Raw genomic sequence first — 15,893 nt, forward strand, 5'->3', positions numbered from 1 at the left:
ACAATATAGAACAGGCAGGTTACGATGAAAAAATTCAAATTTGGCGAAATCAAGATAAAAAAAGCCGACCCTCAGCAGTTAACCGACAGGCTGCTTTTACTGAATTTGTATATAACACAGGGCCTTACTTTAATTATCGGTTTGATATGGATATTATTACAGAAAAGAAATCCTATTCACATATTAATTTTTCCGGAAAACGTACAATTTGTGTACTGGGGCCTCGGACTGGCGGGAATCATGCTCATTGTCGATTTCCTGCTAACCTATATTGTTCCAGAGGAAAGCATGGATGATGGAGGCATTAACAATCTGCTGTTCGGCAACAGGCCTTTGTGGCATATTATTGTCATTTCAGCTATTGTGGCGATTTGCGAGGAGCTTTTGTTCCGCGGAGCGATCCAGTATTCGCTGGGTCCTTATTGGACAAGCATCCTGTTCGCCGTTATTCATGTCCGCTATTTACGCCACTGGATTCCCACAGGCTGGGTATTTCTCAGCAGCTACGGTCTTGGTTATATTTACATTCATTCTGGAAGCCTGTGGGCACCGATTGTCTGCCACTTTTTCATTGACCTGTTCTCAGGTCTAATGATCCGCTACCGGAGGGCATCATGAGCGAGGAATTGAGCCGGGTAAAATCCCGGAAGAAAAAGTATAAGGGCGAAGAGCAGTTTGAGGTCAAAGGTCTGGAAAAATCACAGTCTTCCACGCACACATCAGATGAAGCGCCTGCTGCGATATCCGGCACCCTGTCCAGAACTAGCCGCTATTCTTCGGCAAAAGCGAAAAAAATGGTCAAGCGGGAAGTGACCCGGACCGATGAGGAAATAGCAACACCTTCCCGTTCTGAGACCTACCCATCAGAGCGTCTCCGCTTAAGCAAGATGTTCATCAATTCACTGATCGTTATTTTTGTGCTGCTGCTCGGATCCCTTCTGTGGTGGGGACTTGAAGGAGCGCCGCCGCTTAGGACAATATGGTGACCGTCTGGCTGCTTGGCATTCTAACGGTTTGTGTTCTGCTGCCTATTACGGTTGGAATGCTCATGCTGACGGCTGCTTTCAGAAATCATATTATTGCCGAGGAAATATTCCTGGAGTCTCTTCCGCAGGGATTTGACGGCTTCCGTATTCTGTTTATCTCGGATATCCACCGCCGGCGGCTTCCTAAAAGGCTGCTTGAGCCGATGAAGGGGAAAGTGGAAATTGTGCTCCTGGGCGGCGACATGACGGATAAGGGCGGCTCCATCAGCCGGCTAAGCGATAATATGAAGCTGGCAGCATCGCTTGCCCCGGCTTACGCGGTGCATGGCAATCATGATTACCGGGCGAATGCAGCACTTGTTGATGATGTCCTCCGTGGCAGCGGGGTACGGCTGCTGATAGATGAGAACATCATCATTGAACATGAGGGAGCTGAAATGCTGCTGACGGGTGTAGACTTTCCCTCAAAGGGCGGGAAGAGGGCTTACGCGCCTTTACCGTCACCGTCCACCTCGGAAGCTCAATTGTTCCGGATCATTCTTGTTCATGATCCGCTCTGGCTGACGCAGCAAACTGAGCTTCCCGCTGATCTTGTCCTGGCCGGGCACACTCACGGCGGGCAGGTTGTGCTGCCCTTTATCGGCCACAGGCATGTGGACCCCTTCTACCGCGAATACAACGCGGGGCATTATGTGCTTCCAAGAAAAGACGGCTCAAAATCGGAAGTCGGGCTGCTCATCAGCCGCGGCTTCGGCACCGCACATCTTCCACTGCGCTGGGGCAGTCCCGCTGAAATGCATGTGCTGACCCTTCGCAGTGGAGGGAAGCAGCAGGACATGCCGGAAGCCCGGAGATAAGCGGCTTAGTGAACAGACAAAAAAGGTATCCCTCATGTTGCAGGGATACCTTTTTTTGCTGCGCCTTCGAATCAGCGGGCGCTTATTCGCCGCTTAACGAGCTTTCAACTCGATGCTGCGCGGATCGACAAAGCTGTAGCCTTTGCCTTCCAGCGTAGTAAGCAGTGTATCGAGCGCATCTACAGTCCAAGGCAGCTCATGCATCAGGATGTTGCTTCCGGAGTGAAGCTGGTCGGTAACATTCTTAATCAGCTTTGCTGTTTTGCCGCTTTCCTTCTCCTTCATTTGCCAGTCGAGCGAGCCTACGGACCAGGTCATATAGAGCAGGTTGTTCTCGGCGGCAACCTTTTTGCCGACATCACCGCCAGCGCCATGCGGCGGACGGAAAAACTGCGGGGTTTCGCCGGTAACTTCTTTTACGATATTCTGTACGTCTTCGATCTGCTTCTTCACTTCGGTGTAGGACTTGCCTTTAAGCACAATATGATCCCAACTGTGATTGCCGATAATTCCGCCGCGGGAATGAATGAGCTTAAGCAGCTCGGGATGCTCCTTCACCCTGTAGCCGTTCACGAAGAAGATGGCCTTCGCGTGATGCTTATCCAGCGTATCCATCAGCGGATTGATCATGTCCGCATCCTTTGGACCGTCGTCGAAGGTAAGCAGGATGACTTTTTTGTCGGTACTGGCTTCATTCGGGACAACGTCATAATTTTTGTTCATATGGTACAGGAGCGGAACTTCTGCAGAGGCGGCGTTGTTTCCGGCTGCCTTCCCGTCTGTACCGGGAGTGCTGGAAGGTGACGCATCAGGTGAAGCGCTGGCCTCGGGACTTGCGCTTTCCTGTACCGCAGGGGCTGCTGTTGCCGTTTGCGTAGCAGCCCCTGCAGGCTGTTCTGTGCCGGCAGCTCCTGCATTTTTGCTATCGCCGCTGTTGCTGCAGGCTGTCAGCAGCAGTGCGGCGAGCAGCAGCGCTGATGTAGCTTTACCCACTTTTTTCATCTCGCTTTCTTGTTGTTTGACTGCATGAGCCGGAATCTTTCCGCGAACACTAAGCATGATTTTACCATACAAGGAGGTTAGAGTTATGAATACTTCGTCATTTTTATGCGGAATGCTGCTGGGTGCGGCTGCCGGCATGATGATGTCCAAAAAACGAAGTGCCATGATGTCCTCACTGCTCCGGTCGAATGATTCGATGTGCGGGGCCGGGGAAAAAGCGAAGGACAAAATTATAGGCATGGCCAAGACCGGATTTGGGAGCACGGCAACAGGAGCGGAGCATGATCACAGCGCTCATGCCTCGCATGGCCATGACGAGCACAAGGAGGAGTCTCCGGTTAAATCCAAGGAGTCCAATCTCAAAATGCTGAAGGATTTCATCCGCAGCAATCCTGATGTGAAGCAAGAGGTCGAGCAGATTCTCAAGGATACCCATACCGTTATACCGGGGCTGTAACCGCTATATGCTAAGAAGAATCATTTTGCGGATGTGTGTCCGTAAAATGATTCTTTTTCAAAAATATAAGAAAGTATAAGTTTCACGATATACTTTATCCTTATATTTCTCGCTGAAACTGATACCGTCCTTTTATGGACGGTGTAGCCGTTTCTACTTGCAGCAACAAATCAGTCAAGAATTATTTTTTATTTACGTGCATTTGCCGTGGCAAAATGATAACATACATACATAGTAACCATTTTTGGCTCATTACTCGGGACTCATCATACATTATAATAAATGAGCTTGCAAAAGGAGGATCCTGTCATGAGAATAGAGCGATTAAGTCAAGATAAGATACGGATTTTCCTCACTTTTGACGACCTGAGCGAGCGAGGCATCCAGAAGGAAGACATGTGGCAGGAAGTTCCCAAGGTGCATGACTTGTTTACGGAAATGATGGACCAGGCGTACAGTGAACTTGGGTTCGATGCTACCGGTCCGCTTGCCGTGGAAGTATTCGCTTTGCCAGCACAAGGTATGGTCGTTATAGTGACTCGGGGAAAATATGATCACCATCAGTACGGTGCATCCGGGGAAGAAGAATTGCCTGAAGAGATTTATGAAATGGAAGTTACTCTTGAACAAAGCGACTCCATTGTATATGCATTCCGCGATTTTGAAGCTCTGGTTGAAGCGGCACATGTGCTCATCGGCAATATTACTTCTCAAGGAAAGCTGTATTCTTATAATGATATATGGTATCTCTACTTCGATCCGAAGGAATTTGAAGAATCCGTTTTGTCCGGCCTAGTTGGGGTGCTCTCCGAGTTCGGAGATTCATCTCCGGTCACTGAAGCTGTTCTGTCGGAATACGGCAAGACAGTAATGCCGGAGAATGCAATTGAACTGATATGCACTCATTTCAAACGCCAGCAATGACGGCAGGGATAGGCCCTGGAAGTGTGAATTCCTTGCGCCTATCCTCGTTTTTTCCATACTAAAAAGTTAAGGCGGGGAGGGTATTCGGTGCTTTTGTTATCGGTAATTACGTCAGCAGTGGCACCGGGACTTGCGCTGCTGACTTTTTTCTATCTGAAGGACAAGTACGATCAGGAACCGCTTCATATGGTCATTAAGGTATTTTTGCTTGGCCTGCTGATAGTTTTTCCTGTAATGATTATCCAAAGGGGTCTTGCGCTTGGCTTGAACGGCGGACCTTATGTGGATTCATTCCTCATCTCCTCTGGTGTGGAAGAATGTCTGAAGTGGTTTGTGCTGTACCATATGATTTACAATCATACCGAATTTGACGAGCCTTATGATGGGATACTATACGCCGTGGCAATTTCGCTCGGCTTCGCAACAATAGAAAATGTAATGTATGCCTGGTACAGCCATGCTTCAATAGGCACTATGTTCGTTAGGGCGCTTCTTCCGGTATCGGGACATGCGATGTTTGGTGTAATTATGGGATATCACATGGGCAGGGCCAAGTTTTCGGGCGGCGTCAAGACAAGGGGGATTCTGCTTATTTCCCTTCTGCTGCCGTGGCTGTGGCATGGGATCTATGACTTCATTCTTACGACTATGGCCAATTACTGGATCTGGTTTATTGTGCCTTTGATGGCTTTATTATGGTATGGAGGCATGGGAAAGGTGAAGCTGGCCAACAGCCGTTCCCCGTTCCGCTTCCTGAAGCGTGAAGAAGAGGTTAAGCTATAACAGAGATGGACACACTTATTCTTGAAGGGCAGTTCCGTAGCAAGGAATTCCAGAAAAGAGCGAGGTGTCTTTTTTTTGCGTGTAAAAGTACGGATTATCTGCAAGCAGTGCGGTGAAAGCTACATTTTGAGAGGAAACAAGGAGCAGGGAGTCATTCAAACAGGCTTTAAGCAATGTCTGTGCAACAGCAGCAGCGGCTTTGAGATTGAAGAACGGGCATGAAGCGGCTGCTTCTGAAACGTTCTTTTTTATTTTGCTGGCCGGTCCGGTGCATAAGACTTCTCAGTTATTGTCAAACTAACGGCAATAAGCTACCGAAAGGAGTCTTGCGGCCCTATGTACAGAAGATTAAGTGCCATAATGTTCCCGCTCACTGCTCTGCTGCTTGTCGGAGCGCTGCTCTGGGGGTATCAGGAGAACCAGGAGAAAAATTCAATTCTGATTAAGGCGGAGAACCAGTATCAGCGGGCTTTTCATGACCTCTCTTATCACGTGGAGCGGCTTCATGGAGAGCTTGGAAATACCCTGGCGGTGCATTCCGGTTCCAGTGGGATGCACCGGAAAGGACTGGTTAACGTGTGGCGGCTGACGAGCGAAGCACAGAATGAAATTAACCAGCTCCCGCTTACCCTGCTGCCATTCAGCAAGACCGAGGAGTTCCTCTCCAAAATTTCTAACTTTTCCTACAAAGCGGCGGTGCGCGATTTCACCAAAAAACCTTTGACCGCAAACGAAATGGGCAATTTGAAGGCACTTTACAAAAACTCCGGTGAAATTTCCAAGGATCTGCAGGAGGTTCAGCACAAGGTCATCAGCAACCGGCTGCGCTGGATGGATGTAGAGTCGGCGCTCGCGACTGAGGAGAAAGCAGAGGACAACACCATTATCGACGGCTTCAAAACAGTGGATAAACGGGTTGCAGCCTATCCCGAGCTGGATTACGGCCCTTCCGTAGCCAGTATTTATGACAAGCGGTCTGTGAAAAAGCTGGGCGGCAAGCCTGTCACTGTGGAAGATGTGAAGCGTAAAGCGATCAAGTTCGCCGATCTCGGCGGAAATGCAAGTGTGGAAATCAGGGAGAACGGCAAGGGGACCGAATGGGCTTCTTATACCGCCACTGTAACCAGCCAGAACCATAAGCATCAGATCAGTATGGATTTTACGGTGGAGGGCGGACTGCTGATCTCCTATAATGACAACCGTGAAGTCGGGCCGGCTAAGGTCACGATGAAGCAGGCTGTTGTGAAGGCGGGGGAATTCTTGAAGAAGAAGGGATATCCCGGCATGACGGCGGTCAGCGCTGACAGATATGACAATCTGGGTAATTTGACCTTTGTAACGAGCAAGAACGGCGTGCTGATCTATCCGGAGAAAATGACGGTGCGTGTCGGGCTGGATACCGGTGATCCAACCGGCTTCCAGGCCAGTGACTATGTCCGCGAGCGTCAGGAGAAGCGGCAGATTCCGAAGCCGGTGTTGTCTCTGGCCGCTGCCAGAAAAAAACTCAATCCTGAATTCAAGGAGCTGTATAACCGGCTGGCCTGGATCAAAAATGACAATGCCGAGGAAATGCTGACCTATGAGTTCGGAGGCAGAATCAACGGCGCGCAATACCGGATATATTTGAATGCTGCAGACGGAAACGAAGAAGCTGTCGAACAAGTCAGAACGTCTTCAAGGGCCCAGAATAAATAAATACGGCCGAGCTTCAAGATATAGCTGGAAAAGGAGGGTGTTCCATAGGGATACCCTTTTTTTGTTGTATGCTTGCCTGCACAGAATAATATTTTCTCACCGGGTGCTGGGCCTCCATGCTATAATTAGCTCTAGCATATATTACTAATCAAGTGGCGGTGACATGTTTGTATCCCAAAATCAACGAATATCTATACATACAAGTTGCTTCAAGCGATGCCGCTGAAGCCGAAGTAGAATATAGATCGAGAATTGCAGAGACTGAGGATGACGCTTTTCTTATTGAAATCCCCATGCAGGAAAGCAGCGGGCGGCTGAAAAAGCTGTTTATCGGAGATGAACTCTCCGTGTATTTTCTTACAGAAGGCGGAATCAAAAATTATTTCAATACGCATGTGATCGGCTTTAAGGAAGATGTTATCCGTATGGTCCGGGTCCGCAAACCGGAGAAGGACGCAATTTTCAAAATTCAGCGCCGCAGCTTTTTGCGTGTGAATGCCGAGCTTGAGCTGGCAGTAAAGGATTCTCTGGGAGGCCGCTTTTTGGTGCACACAGAGGATATTGGCGGGGGCGGCACATCGTTCCTAAGCGATGCCAAGACGAGCATGAAGATGGGGGATAGGCTGTCTTGCTGGGTGCTCATCAATTACCGCAACGGCAGCACCGAGCATGCGAACTTCGAAGGTGAGATTGTGCGGATTAAGAAGCTTGAGAACGGCCGCAGTCTTGTAATGCTGAAGTTCGCAGAAATTTCCGATACCGAGCGGCAAAAAATAATCCGTTACTGCTTCGAGCGCCAGTTTGATTTCCGCAACCGCTGAAAAGGCATAAAGAGACACTTTTTTCTGTATAAAAAACTCTGTGCGCTTTTGCACTGAGTTCTAAACTGTGGTATAATTTTATAAGTCGCAGGCAATGCCTGCTTTTTTCTTGATAATATCAGCAAGTCTAGGTGTTTTGAGGAGGAATGCCCCGTTGGATAGGCAGGGGACACATACTTACGACAGAATTAACGTCGCCATCGACGGACCTGCCGGGGCAGGCAAGAGCACTGTAGCCCGATTGGTAGCCCAGAAGCTGTCTTACATTTATGTTGATACGGGTGCAATGTACCGGGCAATTACCTGGTATATGATCCGTGAAGGCATACCGGCTGAAGATCATGAACAGGTGGATCAAAGGGTCCGCGATATGGTGATTGAGCTTATTCCGGAGCAGGATGTGCAGAAGGTGCTGATTAATGGGGAGGACGTCACTCCACATATCCGCAGTCTACAGGTCAGCGGCCAAGTGTCGCAGTATTCGAAGATAGAAGGCGTAAGATCCAGACTGAGTCATTTGCAGCGTCAAATGGCGCTCCGCAAGGGAGTGGTGATGGATGGCCGCGATATCGGTACGACCGTGCTGCCGGATGCCGAAGTGAAGATATTCATGACGGCAAGCGTGGAAGAGCGGGCTCTTCGCCGTTACAAGGAACTGAAAGATGCGGAAACAGTGACGCTCCAGCAGCTTGAACGTGATATTGCCGCGCGGGACCGTCTCGATGAAGGACGGGAGATTTCACCGCTGCGCCGTGCCGAGGATGCCATTCTTCTGGATACGACGCATATGGATATCCAGCAAGCCGTGGAAGCTATTGTCTCCCACTGCAGATCTCATGTTTACGGGGAGAGAAATCATTTATGATTTATGCCATTTGCGTTGGATTGCTTCGCTTGATTTATGCCGTTTTGTTTCCGCTTAAGATCATAGGGAAAGAGAATGTGCCGAAGGAGGGCGGAGTGCTGCTGTGCGCCAACCACATCAGTCTGCTTGATCCGATGACCATCGGAATCAAACTGAAACGCCAGGTCAAGTATATGGCCAAGGCGGAACTGTTCAATGTTCCTGTACTGGGCTGGCTCATTAACAAGCTGGGCGCTTTTCCTGTCAAACGTGGCGGCGTAAGCAAGGAATCCATCAAAACGGCCCTTAATACGCTTCGCGGCGGACATGTTATGGGCATCTTTCCGGAAGGAACGCGTAACTCAGATTCCGGTGTGGCCAAGAAGGGCGCAGCAAGTTTTGCGCTTCGCAGCGGCGCAGCAGTTGTTCCGGCCGCTATTGTCGGGTCTTACAAGCCTTTTCGCCGGATGACCGTTATTTATGGGGCTCCCATAGATCTCAGCTCGTTTGACGGCGCGGGGAGCGACTCTCTTGATGAAGTCACCGATGTTATTATGGGACGTATTCATGAGATGATGAAGACCGGGAAGCCTACTGCGAACTAAGCAATGGCAGACAGGCGGATGTTCCGCTGATTATATAATGGCATAATCGCTATTTTTTGGAACATACTAACCTGAAAGTGCAAGTGATATCATTAAGCAATGCTTGTTTTGAACTCTGCTCTACGCGGGTTTAAATAAATGGGGTTTTGAATCGAGGAGGGTAATCACATGTCTGAAGAAACTAGAAATCAGGAAGCTGCGGCAAATGTTGACAACAATGAAGCCGTGGAAGCTGTGGAAACCGCAGCAGAAGCAGTTGCCAGTAGCGAAGAGGAAGTGACTAGCCAAGAAGGTTTGGAAATCATTTCTCTGAAAAAAGGCGATACCGTGAAAGGAACAATCGTCAAAATCGAAGATAACCAAGCTTATGTAAGCATTGGATATAAATACGACGGCGTGATTCCGATTCGCGAATTGTCTTCCGTTCAACTGGACAACGCTGCAGCAGCGGTTGAAGTTGGACAAGAAGTGGAATGCAAGGTTGTCAGCATCAACGACAACAAGGAAAGCCTGGTGCTTTCCAAACGTGCAATCGACAGCGAAAAATCATGGGAAGATCTTGAAAAATACTTTGCTTCCCAAGAAGTGATTGAAGTTACTGTGGCTGACGTTGTCAAAGGCGGCCTCGTGGCTGATGTTGGCGCGCGCGGATTTATTCCAGCTTCCATGGTTGAACGTCATTTCGTTGAAGATTTCAGCGACTACAAAGGCCGCACATTGCGTGTGAAAGTGAAAGAACTCGACCGCGAGAACAGCAAGGTTATTCTTTCTGCCAAAGAAGTGCTGGAAGAAGAATTTGAAGCCAACAAGCAGAAAATTATGTCTGAGCTGTCCGAAGGACAAATCATCGAAGGTACTGTGCAACGTCTGACTCAATTCGGCGCATTTGTGGATGTTGGCGGCGTTGACGGTCTGGTTCACGTATCTGAAATCGCTTGGACTCACGTTGATAAACCTTCCGATGTAGTATCTGAAGGCGATAAGGTTCGCGTAAAAGTACTTAAGGTTGACCCTGAAAAAGGAAAAATCAGCCTCAGCATCAAAGCCGCCGCTCCAGGTCCTTGGGACTCTGCAGCCGGCAAAATCAACATCGGTGACATAGTTACAGGCGAAGTTAAACGTCTTGTGAACTTCGGCGCCTTCGTTGAACTGCTTCCAGGCGTGGAAGGCCTTGTGCATATCTCGCAAATCTCCCACAAGCACATTGGCACTCCGCATGAAGTGCTTAAGGAAGGCCAAGAGGTACAGGTTAAGGTTCTGGACTTCAATCCGTCCGAGAAGCGCGTTAGCTTGAGCATCAAGGAAACCGAAGAAGCTCCGGCTCCTGTGGCTAGACCGGAACGCACCAACAACAGAGACAAAGCTCCAAAAGAAGTGCTGAACAATCCTAATGTGTCGCTCAGCAATGAAGGACTCAGCTTCACCCTTGCTGAACGTTTCGGCGACAAGCTGGACAAATTCAAGGGTAATAACTAATCCCTTTGTATTTACACTCATTAATGGGTAAAGTAATCGGCGAACCCTCGATACGGGGGTTCGCCGATTGTCTTTTACGGAGAGTTGATTGTTACAGAGCGGCCATCCTTTAAGGGTGTTAGCCAATTTCATGGTTTTTTGCTATGATGAGAAACGTAAGAAGGACAGGAGGAATGAATATGGCAAGACCCGTTGTGGCCATTGTTGGGAGGCCTAACGTCGGTAAATCGACGATATTTAACAGGCTGATCGGAGATAGACTGGCCATTGTAGAAGATAAACCGGGGATTACACGGGACCGGATCTATGGCGTTTCCGATTGGAACGGCAAATCCTTCAGTGTGATTGATACCGGAGGGATTGAAATTGACGGTGAAGATGCGATTCTGAAGTCAATCCGCGTTCAGGCGGAACTGGCGATTGAGGAAGCGGATGTCATCGTTTTTATGTGTGAAGCGAAGAGCGGACTGACGAATGCAGATGAAGAGGTAGCGCAAATTCTTTTCCGCTCCGGCAAGCCAATCGTACTGGCGATCAATAAAGTGGACAACATGAGACGGGCAGAAGATATTTACGAATTCTACAGTCTCGGAATCGGTGATCCTATCGGCATTTCCGGAAGTCATGGCACGGGCATCGGCGATCTTCTGGATGCGGTAACTGAACGCCTGCCGGAGAAGCTTGACGAGGAATATGATGATGACGTCATTCGCGTGGCTCTGATTGGCCGTCCGAATGTAGGCAAATCTTCCCTGGTTAATGCTATTTTGGGGGAAGAACGCGTAATTGTCAGCGATGTCGCCGGTACTACGCGCGATGCTATTGATACGCCTTTTGAACGGGATGGACAACGTTATGTATTGATTGATACTGCGGGAATGCGCAAACGCGGCAAGGTATATGAAACTACAGAGAAGTACAGCGTTATGCGGGCAATGCGTGCGATTGAGAGAGCCGATGTTGTGCTTGTTGTGATTAACGGTGAGGAAGGCATTATCGACCAGGACAAGCATATTGCCGGTTATGCTCATGATGCAGGCAAGGCTTCGATATTTGTGGTGAATAAATGGGATGCCGTCGAGAAGGATGACAAGACGATGCAGAACTTCGAGAACACGATCCGCGACCACTTCCTGTTCATGACCTATGCTCCGGTCGTGTTCTTGTCTGCACTCACGAAACAGCGCTTGCAGAAGCTGCTGCCGGTTGTTCAGCATGTGGCTCAGCAGCATGCGCTGCGCATTACGACACATCTGGTGAATGATGTGGTATCCGATGCAGTCGCGATCAACCCTCCGCCAACGGATAAAGGGCGCCGTCTGCGGATCAACTATGTGACGCAGGTTGCCGTCAAGCCGCCTACGATTGTGGTGTTCGTTAATGACCCTTCGCTGATGCACTTCTCCTATGAACGGTATTTGGAGAATAAGATCCGTGCAGCGTTCGATTTCGAAGGCACACCAATTCGACTGTTTACACGGCGCAAATCCGAAAACGAAGGTTAGGGGAGAAGATCAGTGGCGTTTGAACTTCTGGTTATCGTTGTAAGCTATCTGCTTGGCTCTGTCAGCTTCAGTGTCCTCCTGGTCCGGCTCCTCAAAGGTGTTGATATCCGCCAATATGGAAGCGGAAATGCCGGAGCTACCAACACACTGCGCGTATTGGGAAAAGGGCCGGCCATTATGGTGCTGGCTCTGGATGTACTGAAGGGGATTGCCGCAGTCTGGCTCGGAACCTGGGCCGGCGGCTGGGGGACCTGGGTGGCTGTTGCCTGCGGTATCGCTGCCATTATCGGGCACAACTGGCCGCTATATTTCCACTTTCGCGGAGGTAAAGGTATAGCGACCACAATTGGCGTTATGGCTACACTCTGTTTTTGGCCTGCGCTGATTGCTGGCATCATTGCCATTGTGTCTATTGTGATCACGAAATATGTCTCTCTGGGCTCGCTCCTGTTCGTGGCGCTGACTCCGGTGTTCCTGATCTTTTCCGGGTTTACTCCGCCTGAGCTGTGGGGCAGTATTGTTATTGCCATTTTTGCCTTTTGGCGGCACCGGAGCAACATTGTGAAGATCATAGAGGGCCGGGAGAATAAAATAGGCTCAAAGGTCAAGGAGGGGAACCGCGTTGTCTGATAAAGTAACCGTACTGGTCGCGGGCAGTTGGGGAACTGCGCTGGCTACAGTGCTGGCGGCTAACCACTCGGAAGTTTATCTGTGGACACGGAAGCCCGAACAAGCGGCCGAGATTAATACCTCGCATACTAATGAACATTTTCTGCCGGGAATTACCTTGCCTGCGAATATTGTTGCCACCACGGATATGGGAGCGGCTGTTGCAGGGTCCAAGGCCGTTGTCATTGTGGCGCCTTCTTCCGCAATGCGGGAGGTAGCCCGCAGTCTTAAGCCGTTCTGGAAGGAAGACATGCTCTGCATTCATGCGACCAAGGGATTCGAGACTGAGACGATGAAACGGATGTCAACGGTTATTGCCGAGGAGCTTGGCTGCACGGAAGGGCAGATTGTTGTGCTCTCCGGGCCAAGCCATGCTGAAGAAGTGGTGCGGCTGTGTCCAACTACAGTCGTTGTGGCCTCGCCGGATGACGTTCGTTCGGGAGCGGCGCAGGAGCTGTTCATTAACAATGATTTCCGCGTGTATACCAATCGGGATCAGGTTGGTGTGGAGCTGGCTGGAGCGCTTAAGAACATTATCGCCCTCGGTGCCGGATTGTCTGACGGTCTGGGCTTCGGCGATAATGCCAAGGCGGCGCTGCTCACCCGGGGCTTGGCCGAGATTTCCCGCGTTGGTGTGGAGCTTGGCGCGAACCCGCTAACCTTTGCAGGATTGGCCGGACTAGGAGACCTGGTTGTAACCGCAACCAGCAAGCACAGCCGCAACTGGCGAGCCGGCTCGATGCTGGGTCAAGGCAAACCGCTGGCTGAGGTGCTGGACTCCATGGGAATGGTGGTTGAAGGAATCCGCACAACGGAAGCCGCCTACGCCATTTCGCTGAAGCTGAATGTGCAGATGCCGATTACGGATCAGATTTATCATGTGCTGTTCAAAGGCAGATCGCCGCGCAGAGCGGTTGAAGCCTTGATGGGGCGTGACCGCAAGACAGAGATGGAAGCCATTTCCCAGGAAACTTGGGAGCAGTGGCATTCCTGATGACTGTTCACCTTTTTCCGGAAATTCTCATATGTTGTAAGGGGATTGACGGAGGAGGGATGAAAAGTGAGCAGAGATTTTTCCAAGGATGCATTGAACGCCATCAACAAAAAGGCGGGCAAGAACATTACGGAAGGTGCCGTCAAAAAGCTGGCCGCTACGGTCAAGCCGGGAACAACGCAGAATGAAGCCCAGCTCCGCCAGTTAATCAAGCAGGTATCATCAATGGCGAAAGTACCGGTCAGTGAAGCTACTGTGCAGGAAATTGTCAACGCGGTCAAAAAAGGCGGCGCCAACACAGGCACAATGGAGTCATTAATGAAAATGATGCTGAAAAAATAGTGTGAGTTATCGCGGTGCAAAGAGCAAAGGTTCCGGAGTCCCCCTGATTCCGTGAATGTTTGCTCTTTTTTTCGTTACCATGATGCTATTTCTGGCTGAAAAGGATAAAATTCATGCTATAATGATCGCAATCCAATTGGCTGAACAGGGGGAGCTCTGACATGGACCCGATGACGAAGATGTGGTTGTCTTTGATTGCGATTCTGATTATGGGATTGTCTGTGTTTCTGATTACCTTTGCACGCAGCAAGACGAAAGGCCTGTTAAGAGCGGTATTGTCCGTTGTTGCTTTCCTCGTTATGTTAATCGGACTGCTTAGCGGAGCGGCTTCAATCATGTAAGCATTTACATTGAAAATCTGGCAGAGGGCAGAACTTAGGCCCAGGGAAGGAAGGTGCATCATGAAAACACAAAAGGGATGGACGGTCACCTTTCAGCCGGGCGGGCGTAGGGCTGTAGTTAAGCACGGAACCTCGCTGCTGGAAGCCTCGCGCAAAGCCGGTGTAGCTCTGACCACCCGCTGCGGTGGCAAGGCAGGCTGTCTGATGTGCAAAATAAAAGTGGAAGATGGCTGCGCTGCGGCTCTAAGGCCTCCGGAGGATGTCGAGCGGCGTAAGCTGGGCGGTTTGCTGGCAGAGGGAGTTCGTCTGGCCTGTCAAGCTGCTGTATGGAATGATGTGACCGTTCATATCCCGGAAGATCCGCTTAAAGCCGCTGTACGGCGCAGGCTGGAGGCGGCAAAGCGCGGGGAAGAAGATGAGCTGTGGTAGCGAATACTGCGGCAACTACTGTAAAAAGCGGAGGGAGGCGGGCTTAATGAGCTGCATCAGGAGGGTGAAGAACCTGGAAATGAAATGGCGTTCGGCTACGCTGGCTGTGTTAATTCTGCTGTCATGCTCCCTCTCAGGCTGCATGTATTCCGAGGCACAAAAGCAGTCAGGAAGCAATTACCGCGAAAGTGTGAAGCGTGTCCAGGCAGCCGTGGACGATTACCAGCGGGAGGAAGGGCTGCTTCCAATACTTAATGCGGATGAAGCTACACCAAGATACGAGAAATTCGTTATCAATCTGGAGAAGCTGCATCAGGAAGGTTATCTGGATGAAATTCCGGCGGCTGCCTTCGAGAAGGGCGGCAGTGCTAATTTTCTAGTATTGCATGAAGAAAAGGCGCCCTTGGTCAAACTGATGGATCTGGTTACGGTTCAGAAGGTCAATGATGTTCAGCGCCAGGTGGACCGCTATAAGTCCGCACACGGAGGTAGATTGCCTGAGGGGCCGGAGTTGTATCCGGGCCTCTTTGCTATTGATTCTAAGCAAGCAGGAACAGGCTCCATCACATTAAGCAGCATCTATTCCGGCCAGCCGCTGGAGTTCATCATGGACATGAACGGCGCTGTATACGCTGACTATAGTTTTGATATTATGTCTGCCATTGACAAGACTGGCGGCTCTCCTGAAGCAGGAGATGACCTGCGGCATTACTTGGAGGAGGCCTCTTATTATGTGCCGGTGAAATCTTTGCCCTATCTTTGGCAAGGGGGTCAGCCGATCCCCCAGCCCCCTCAGCAGTAAATCCCATTCTCTTTCCAAAAGAAAGTTCTATCCCCACATCCTCCCTCATATGCTAGCTGAGAAGGCTTCCGGGCGTCGTGACGCTCTGCGGTGCGCAGTGGCAGATTTTATGAAATTTCGATAGAATTGCGCGGGTAGCGGGTCATAAATCCGTTCTGGATACATATGATGATACTAGTCCAAATGCATGTCCGAGCATTCGGAGTTTAGCTTCGGGGCAGAAGGTTCCGCCCTTAAGGCAGGCTAGGCTCCCTGGCGGGCAATGTCAAGTCCGGTGGATGTCCTGCAAGGGTCAGATAGCCGGCGGAACGCGAAGTCGATGCTCTTCAGGCATTTTTTCTTCGGAGTACTATGAGGAGGG

20 protein-coding genes are annotated in these 15,893 nt (G+C 50.1%); 19 read left to right on the plus strand and 1 reads right to left on the minus strand.

The window, feature by feature from the left end; translation table 11 throughout:
• Positions 1 to 24: 24 nt before the first annotated feature.
• The 3 genes from ACX1DY_RS11080 to ACX1DY_RS11090 are packed head-to-tail and all read left to right on the plus strand — an operon-like array spanning position 25 to position 1,843.
• On the plus strand, positions 25 to 618 hold the full coding sequence (locus ACX1DY_RS11080; RefSeq protein ID WP_458964249.1) for a CPBP family intramembrane glutamic endopeptidase: 594 nt from the start codon (positions 25 to 27) through the stop codon (positions 616 to 618).
• Positions 615 to 986 carry a hypothetical protein gene (locus ACX1DY_RS11085; RefSeq protein WP_458964250.1) on the plus strand — a complete coding sequence of 124 codons (372 nt, stop codon included), beginning with the start codon at positions 615 to 617 and terminating at the stop codon, positions 984 to 986. Before ACX1DY_RS11080 ends, ACX1DY_RS11085 begins: the two co-directional genes overlap by 4 nt.
• A complete protein-coding gene (locus ACX1DY_RS11090; protein ID WP_458964251.1) occupies positions 980 to 1,843 on the plus strand; it encodes a metallophosphoesterase in 864 nt (287 codons plus the stop codon). The genes ACX1DY_RS11085 and ACX1DY_RS11090 overlap by 7 nt, the downstream gene beginning before the upstream one ends.
• A 93-nt stretch (positions 1,844 to 1,936) precedes the next feature.
• On the opposite strand, the gene ACX1DY_RS11095 is transcribed toward ACX1DY_RS11090, so the two are convergent.
• Positions 1,937 to 2,836 carry a polysaccharide deacetylase family protein gene (locus tag ACX1DY_RS11095; protein ID WP_458964252.1) on the minus strand — a complete coding sequence of 300 codons (900 nt, stop codon included), beginning with the start codon at positions 2,834 to 2,836 and terminating at the stop codon, positions 1,937 to 1,939.
• Between the two features lie 94 nt (positions 2,837 to 2,930).
• Between ACX1DY_RS11095 and ACX1DY_RS11100 the strand changes: the two genes are divergently transcribed.
• The 16 genes from ACX1DY_RS11100 to ACX1DY_RS11175 all read left to right on the plus strand — a co-directional run bounded on the left by ACX1DY_RS11100 (position 2,931) and on the right by ACX1DY_RS11175 (position 15,532).
• Positions 2,931 to 3,302, plus strand: a complete 372-nt coding sequence (locus tag ACX1DY_RS11100) for a hypothetical protein (protein ID WP_458964253.1) — start codon at positions 2,931 to 2,933, stop codon at positions 3,300 to 3,302.
• A 309-nt stretch (positions 3,303 to 3,611) separates the two neighbouring features.
• Positions 3,612 to 4,226, plus strand: coding sequence for a genetic competence negative regulator (locus ACX1DY_RS11105; RefSeq protein WP_458964254.1), 615 nt, complete (start codon positions 3,612 to 3,614; stop codon positions 4,224 to 4,226).
• An 87-nt stretch (positions 4,227 to 4,313) separates the two neighbouring features.
• Positions 4,314 to 5,009, plus strand: a complete 696-nt coding sequence (gene prsW, locus ACX1DY_RS11110) for a glutamic-type intramembrane protease PrsW (protein ID WP_458964255.1) — start codon at positions 4,314 to 4,316, stop codon at positions 5,007 to 5,009.
• A 75-nt stretch (positions 5,010 to 5,084) separates the two neighbouring features.
• Positions 5,085 to 5,231: a hypothetical protein gene (locus ACX1DY_RS11115; protein ID WP_458964256.1), complete on the plus strand. Its 147-nt coding sequence runs from the start codon at positions 5,085 to 5,087 to the stop codon at positions 5,229 to 5,231.
• 114 nt (positions 5,232 to 5,345) lie between these two features.
• The gene (gene ypeB, locus ACX1DY_RS11120) at positions 5,346 to 6,704 is read left to right on the plus strand and encodes a germination protein YpeB (protein WP_458964257.1); all 1,359 of its coding nucleotides are present in this window, start codon (positions 5,346 to 5,348) and stop codon (positions 6,702 to 6,704) included.
• Between the two features lie 167 nt (positions 6,705 to 6,871).
• The gene (locus tag ACX1DY_RS11125) at positions 6,872 to 7,525 is read left to right on the plus strand and encodes a flagellar brake protein (protein ID WP_458964258.1); all 654 of its coding nucleotides are present in this window, start codon (positions 6,872 to 6,874) and stop codon (positions 7,523 to 7,525) included.
• A 154-nt stretch (positions 7,526 to 7,679) separates the two neighbouring features.
• Complete coding sequence (cmk, locus tag ACX1DY_RS11130) at positions 7,680 to 8,390, plus strand: (d)CMP kinase (RefSeq protein ID WP_458964259.1); 711 nt, start codon at positions 7,680 to 7,682, stop codon at positions 8,388 to 8,390.
• Positions 8,387 to 8,974 carry a lysophospholipid acyltransferase family protein gene (locus ACX1DY_RS11135; RefSeq protein WP_458964260.1) on the plus strand — a complete coding sequence of 196 codons (588 nt, stop codon included), beginning with the start codon at positions 8,387 to 8,389 and terminating at the stop codon, positions 8,972 to 8,974. Before cmk ends, ACX1DY_RS11135 begins: the two co-directional genes overlap by 4 nt.
• A 168-nt stretch (positions 8,975 to 9,142) precedes the next feature.
• On the plus strand, positions 9,143 to 10,450 hold the full coding sequence (gene rpsA, locus ACX1DY_RS11140) for a 30S ribosomal protein S1 (protein ID WP_458964261.1): 1,308 nt from the start codon (positions 9,143 to 9,145) through the stop codon (positions 10,448 to 10,450).
• A gap of 179 nt (positions 10,451 to 10,629) precedes the next feature.
• Positions 10,630 to 11,955 (plus strand): ribosome biogenesis GTPase Der, encoded by a 1,326-nt coding sequence (gene der, locus ACX1DY_RS11145; RefSeq protein ID WP_458964262.1) that lies wholly within the window; start codon positions 10,630 to 10,632, stop codon positions 11,953 to 11,955.
• 12 nt (positions 11,956 to 11,967) lie between these two features.
• The gene (gene plsY, locus ACX1DY_RS11150; RefSeq protein WP_458964263.1) at positions 11,968 to 12,585 is read left to right on the plus strand and encodes a glycerol-3-phosphate 1-O-acyltransferase PlsY; all 618 of its coding nucleotides are present in this window, start codon (positions 11,968 to 11,970) and stop codon (positions 12,583 to 12,585) included.
• Complete coding sequence (locus tag ACX1DY_RS11155) at positions 12,578 to 13,618, plus strand: NAD(P)H-dependent glycerol-3-phosphate dehydrogenase (protein ID WP_458964264.1); 1,041 nt, start codon at positions 12,578 to 12,580, stop codon at positions 13,616 to 13,618. The genes plsY and ACX1DY_RS11155 overlap by 8 nt, the downstream gene beginning before the upstream one ends.
• A 66-nt stretch (positions 13,619 to 13,684) precedes the next feature.
• Positions 13,685 to 13,960: a stage VI sporulation protein F gene (locus tag ACX1DY_RS11160; protein ID WP_458964265.1), complete on the plus strand. Its 276-nt coding sequence runs from the start codon at positions 13,685 to 13,687 to the stop codon at positions 13,958 to 13,960.
• Between the two features lie 161 nt (positions 13,961 to 14,121).
• Positions 14,122 to 14,301, plus strand: coding sequence for a DUF2768 family protein (locus ACX1DY_RS11165; protein WP_458964266.1), 180 nt, complete (start codon positions 14,122 to 14,124; stop codon positions 14,299 to 14,301).
• A 60-nt stretch (positions 14,302 to 14,361) separates the two neighbouring features.
• A complete protein-coding gene (locus ACX1DY_RS11170; RefSeq protein ID WP_458964267.1) occupies positions 14,362 to 14,730 on the plus strand; it encodes a 2Fe-2S iron-sulfur cluster-binding protein in 369 nt (122 codons plus the stop codon).
• Positions 14,731 to 14,776: 46 nt separating this feature from the next.
• Positions 14,777 to 15,532, plus strand: a complete 756-nt coding sequence (locus ACX1DY_RS11175) for a DUF3939 domain-containing protein (protein ID WP_458964268.1) — start codon at positions 14,777 to 14,779, stop codon at positions 15,530 to 15,532.
• Positions 15,533 to 15,893: the final 361 nt, after the last annotated feature.

Source organism: Paenibacillus sp. BAC0078, from assembly GCF_054483875.1.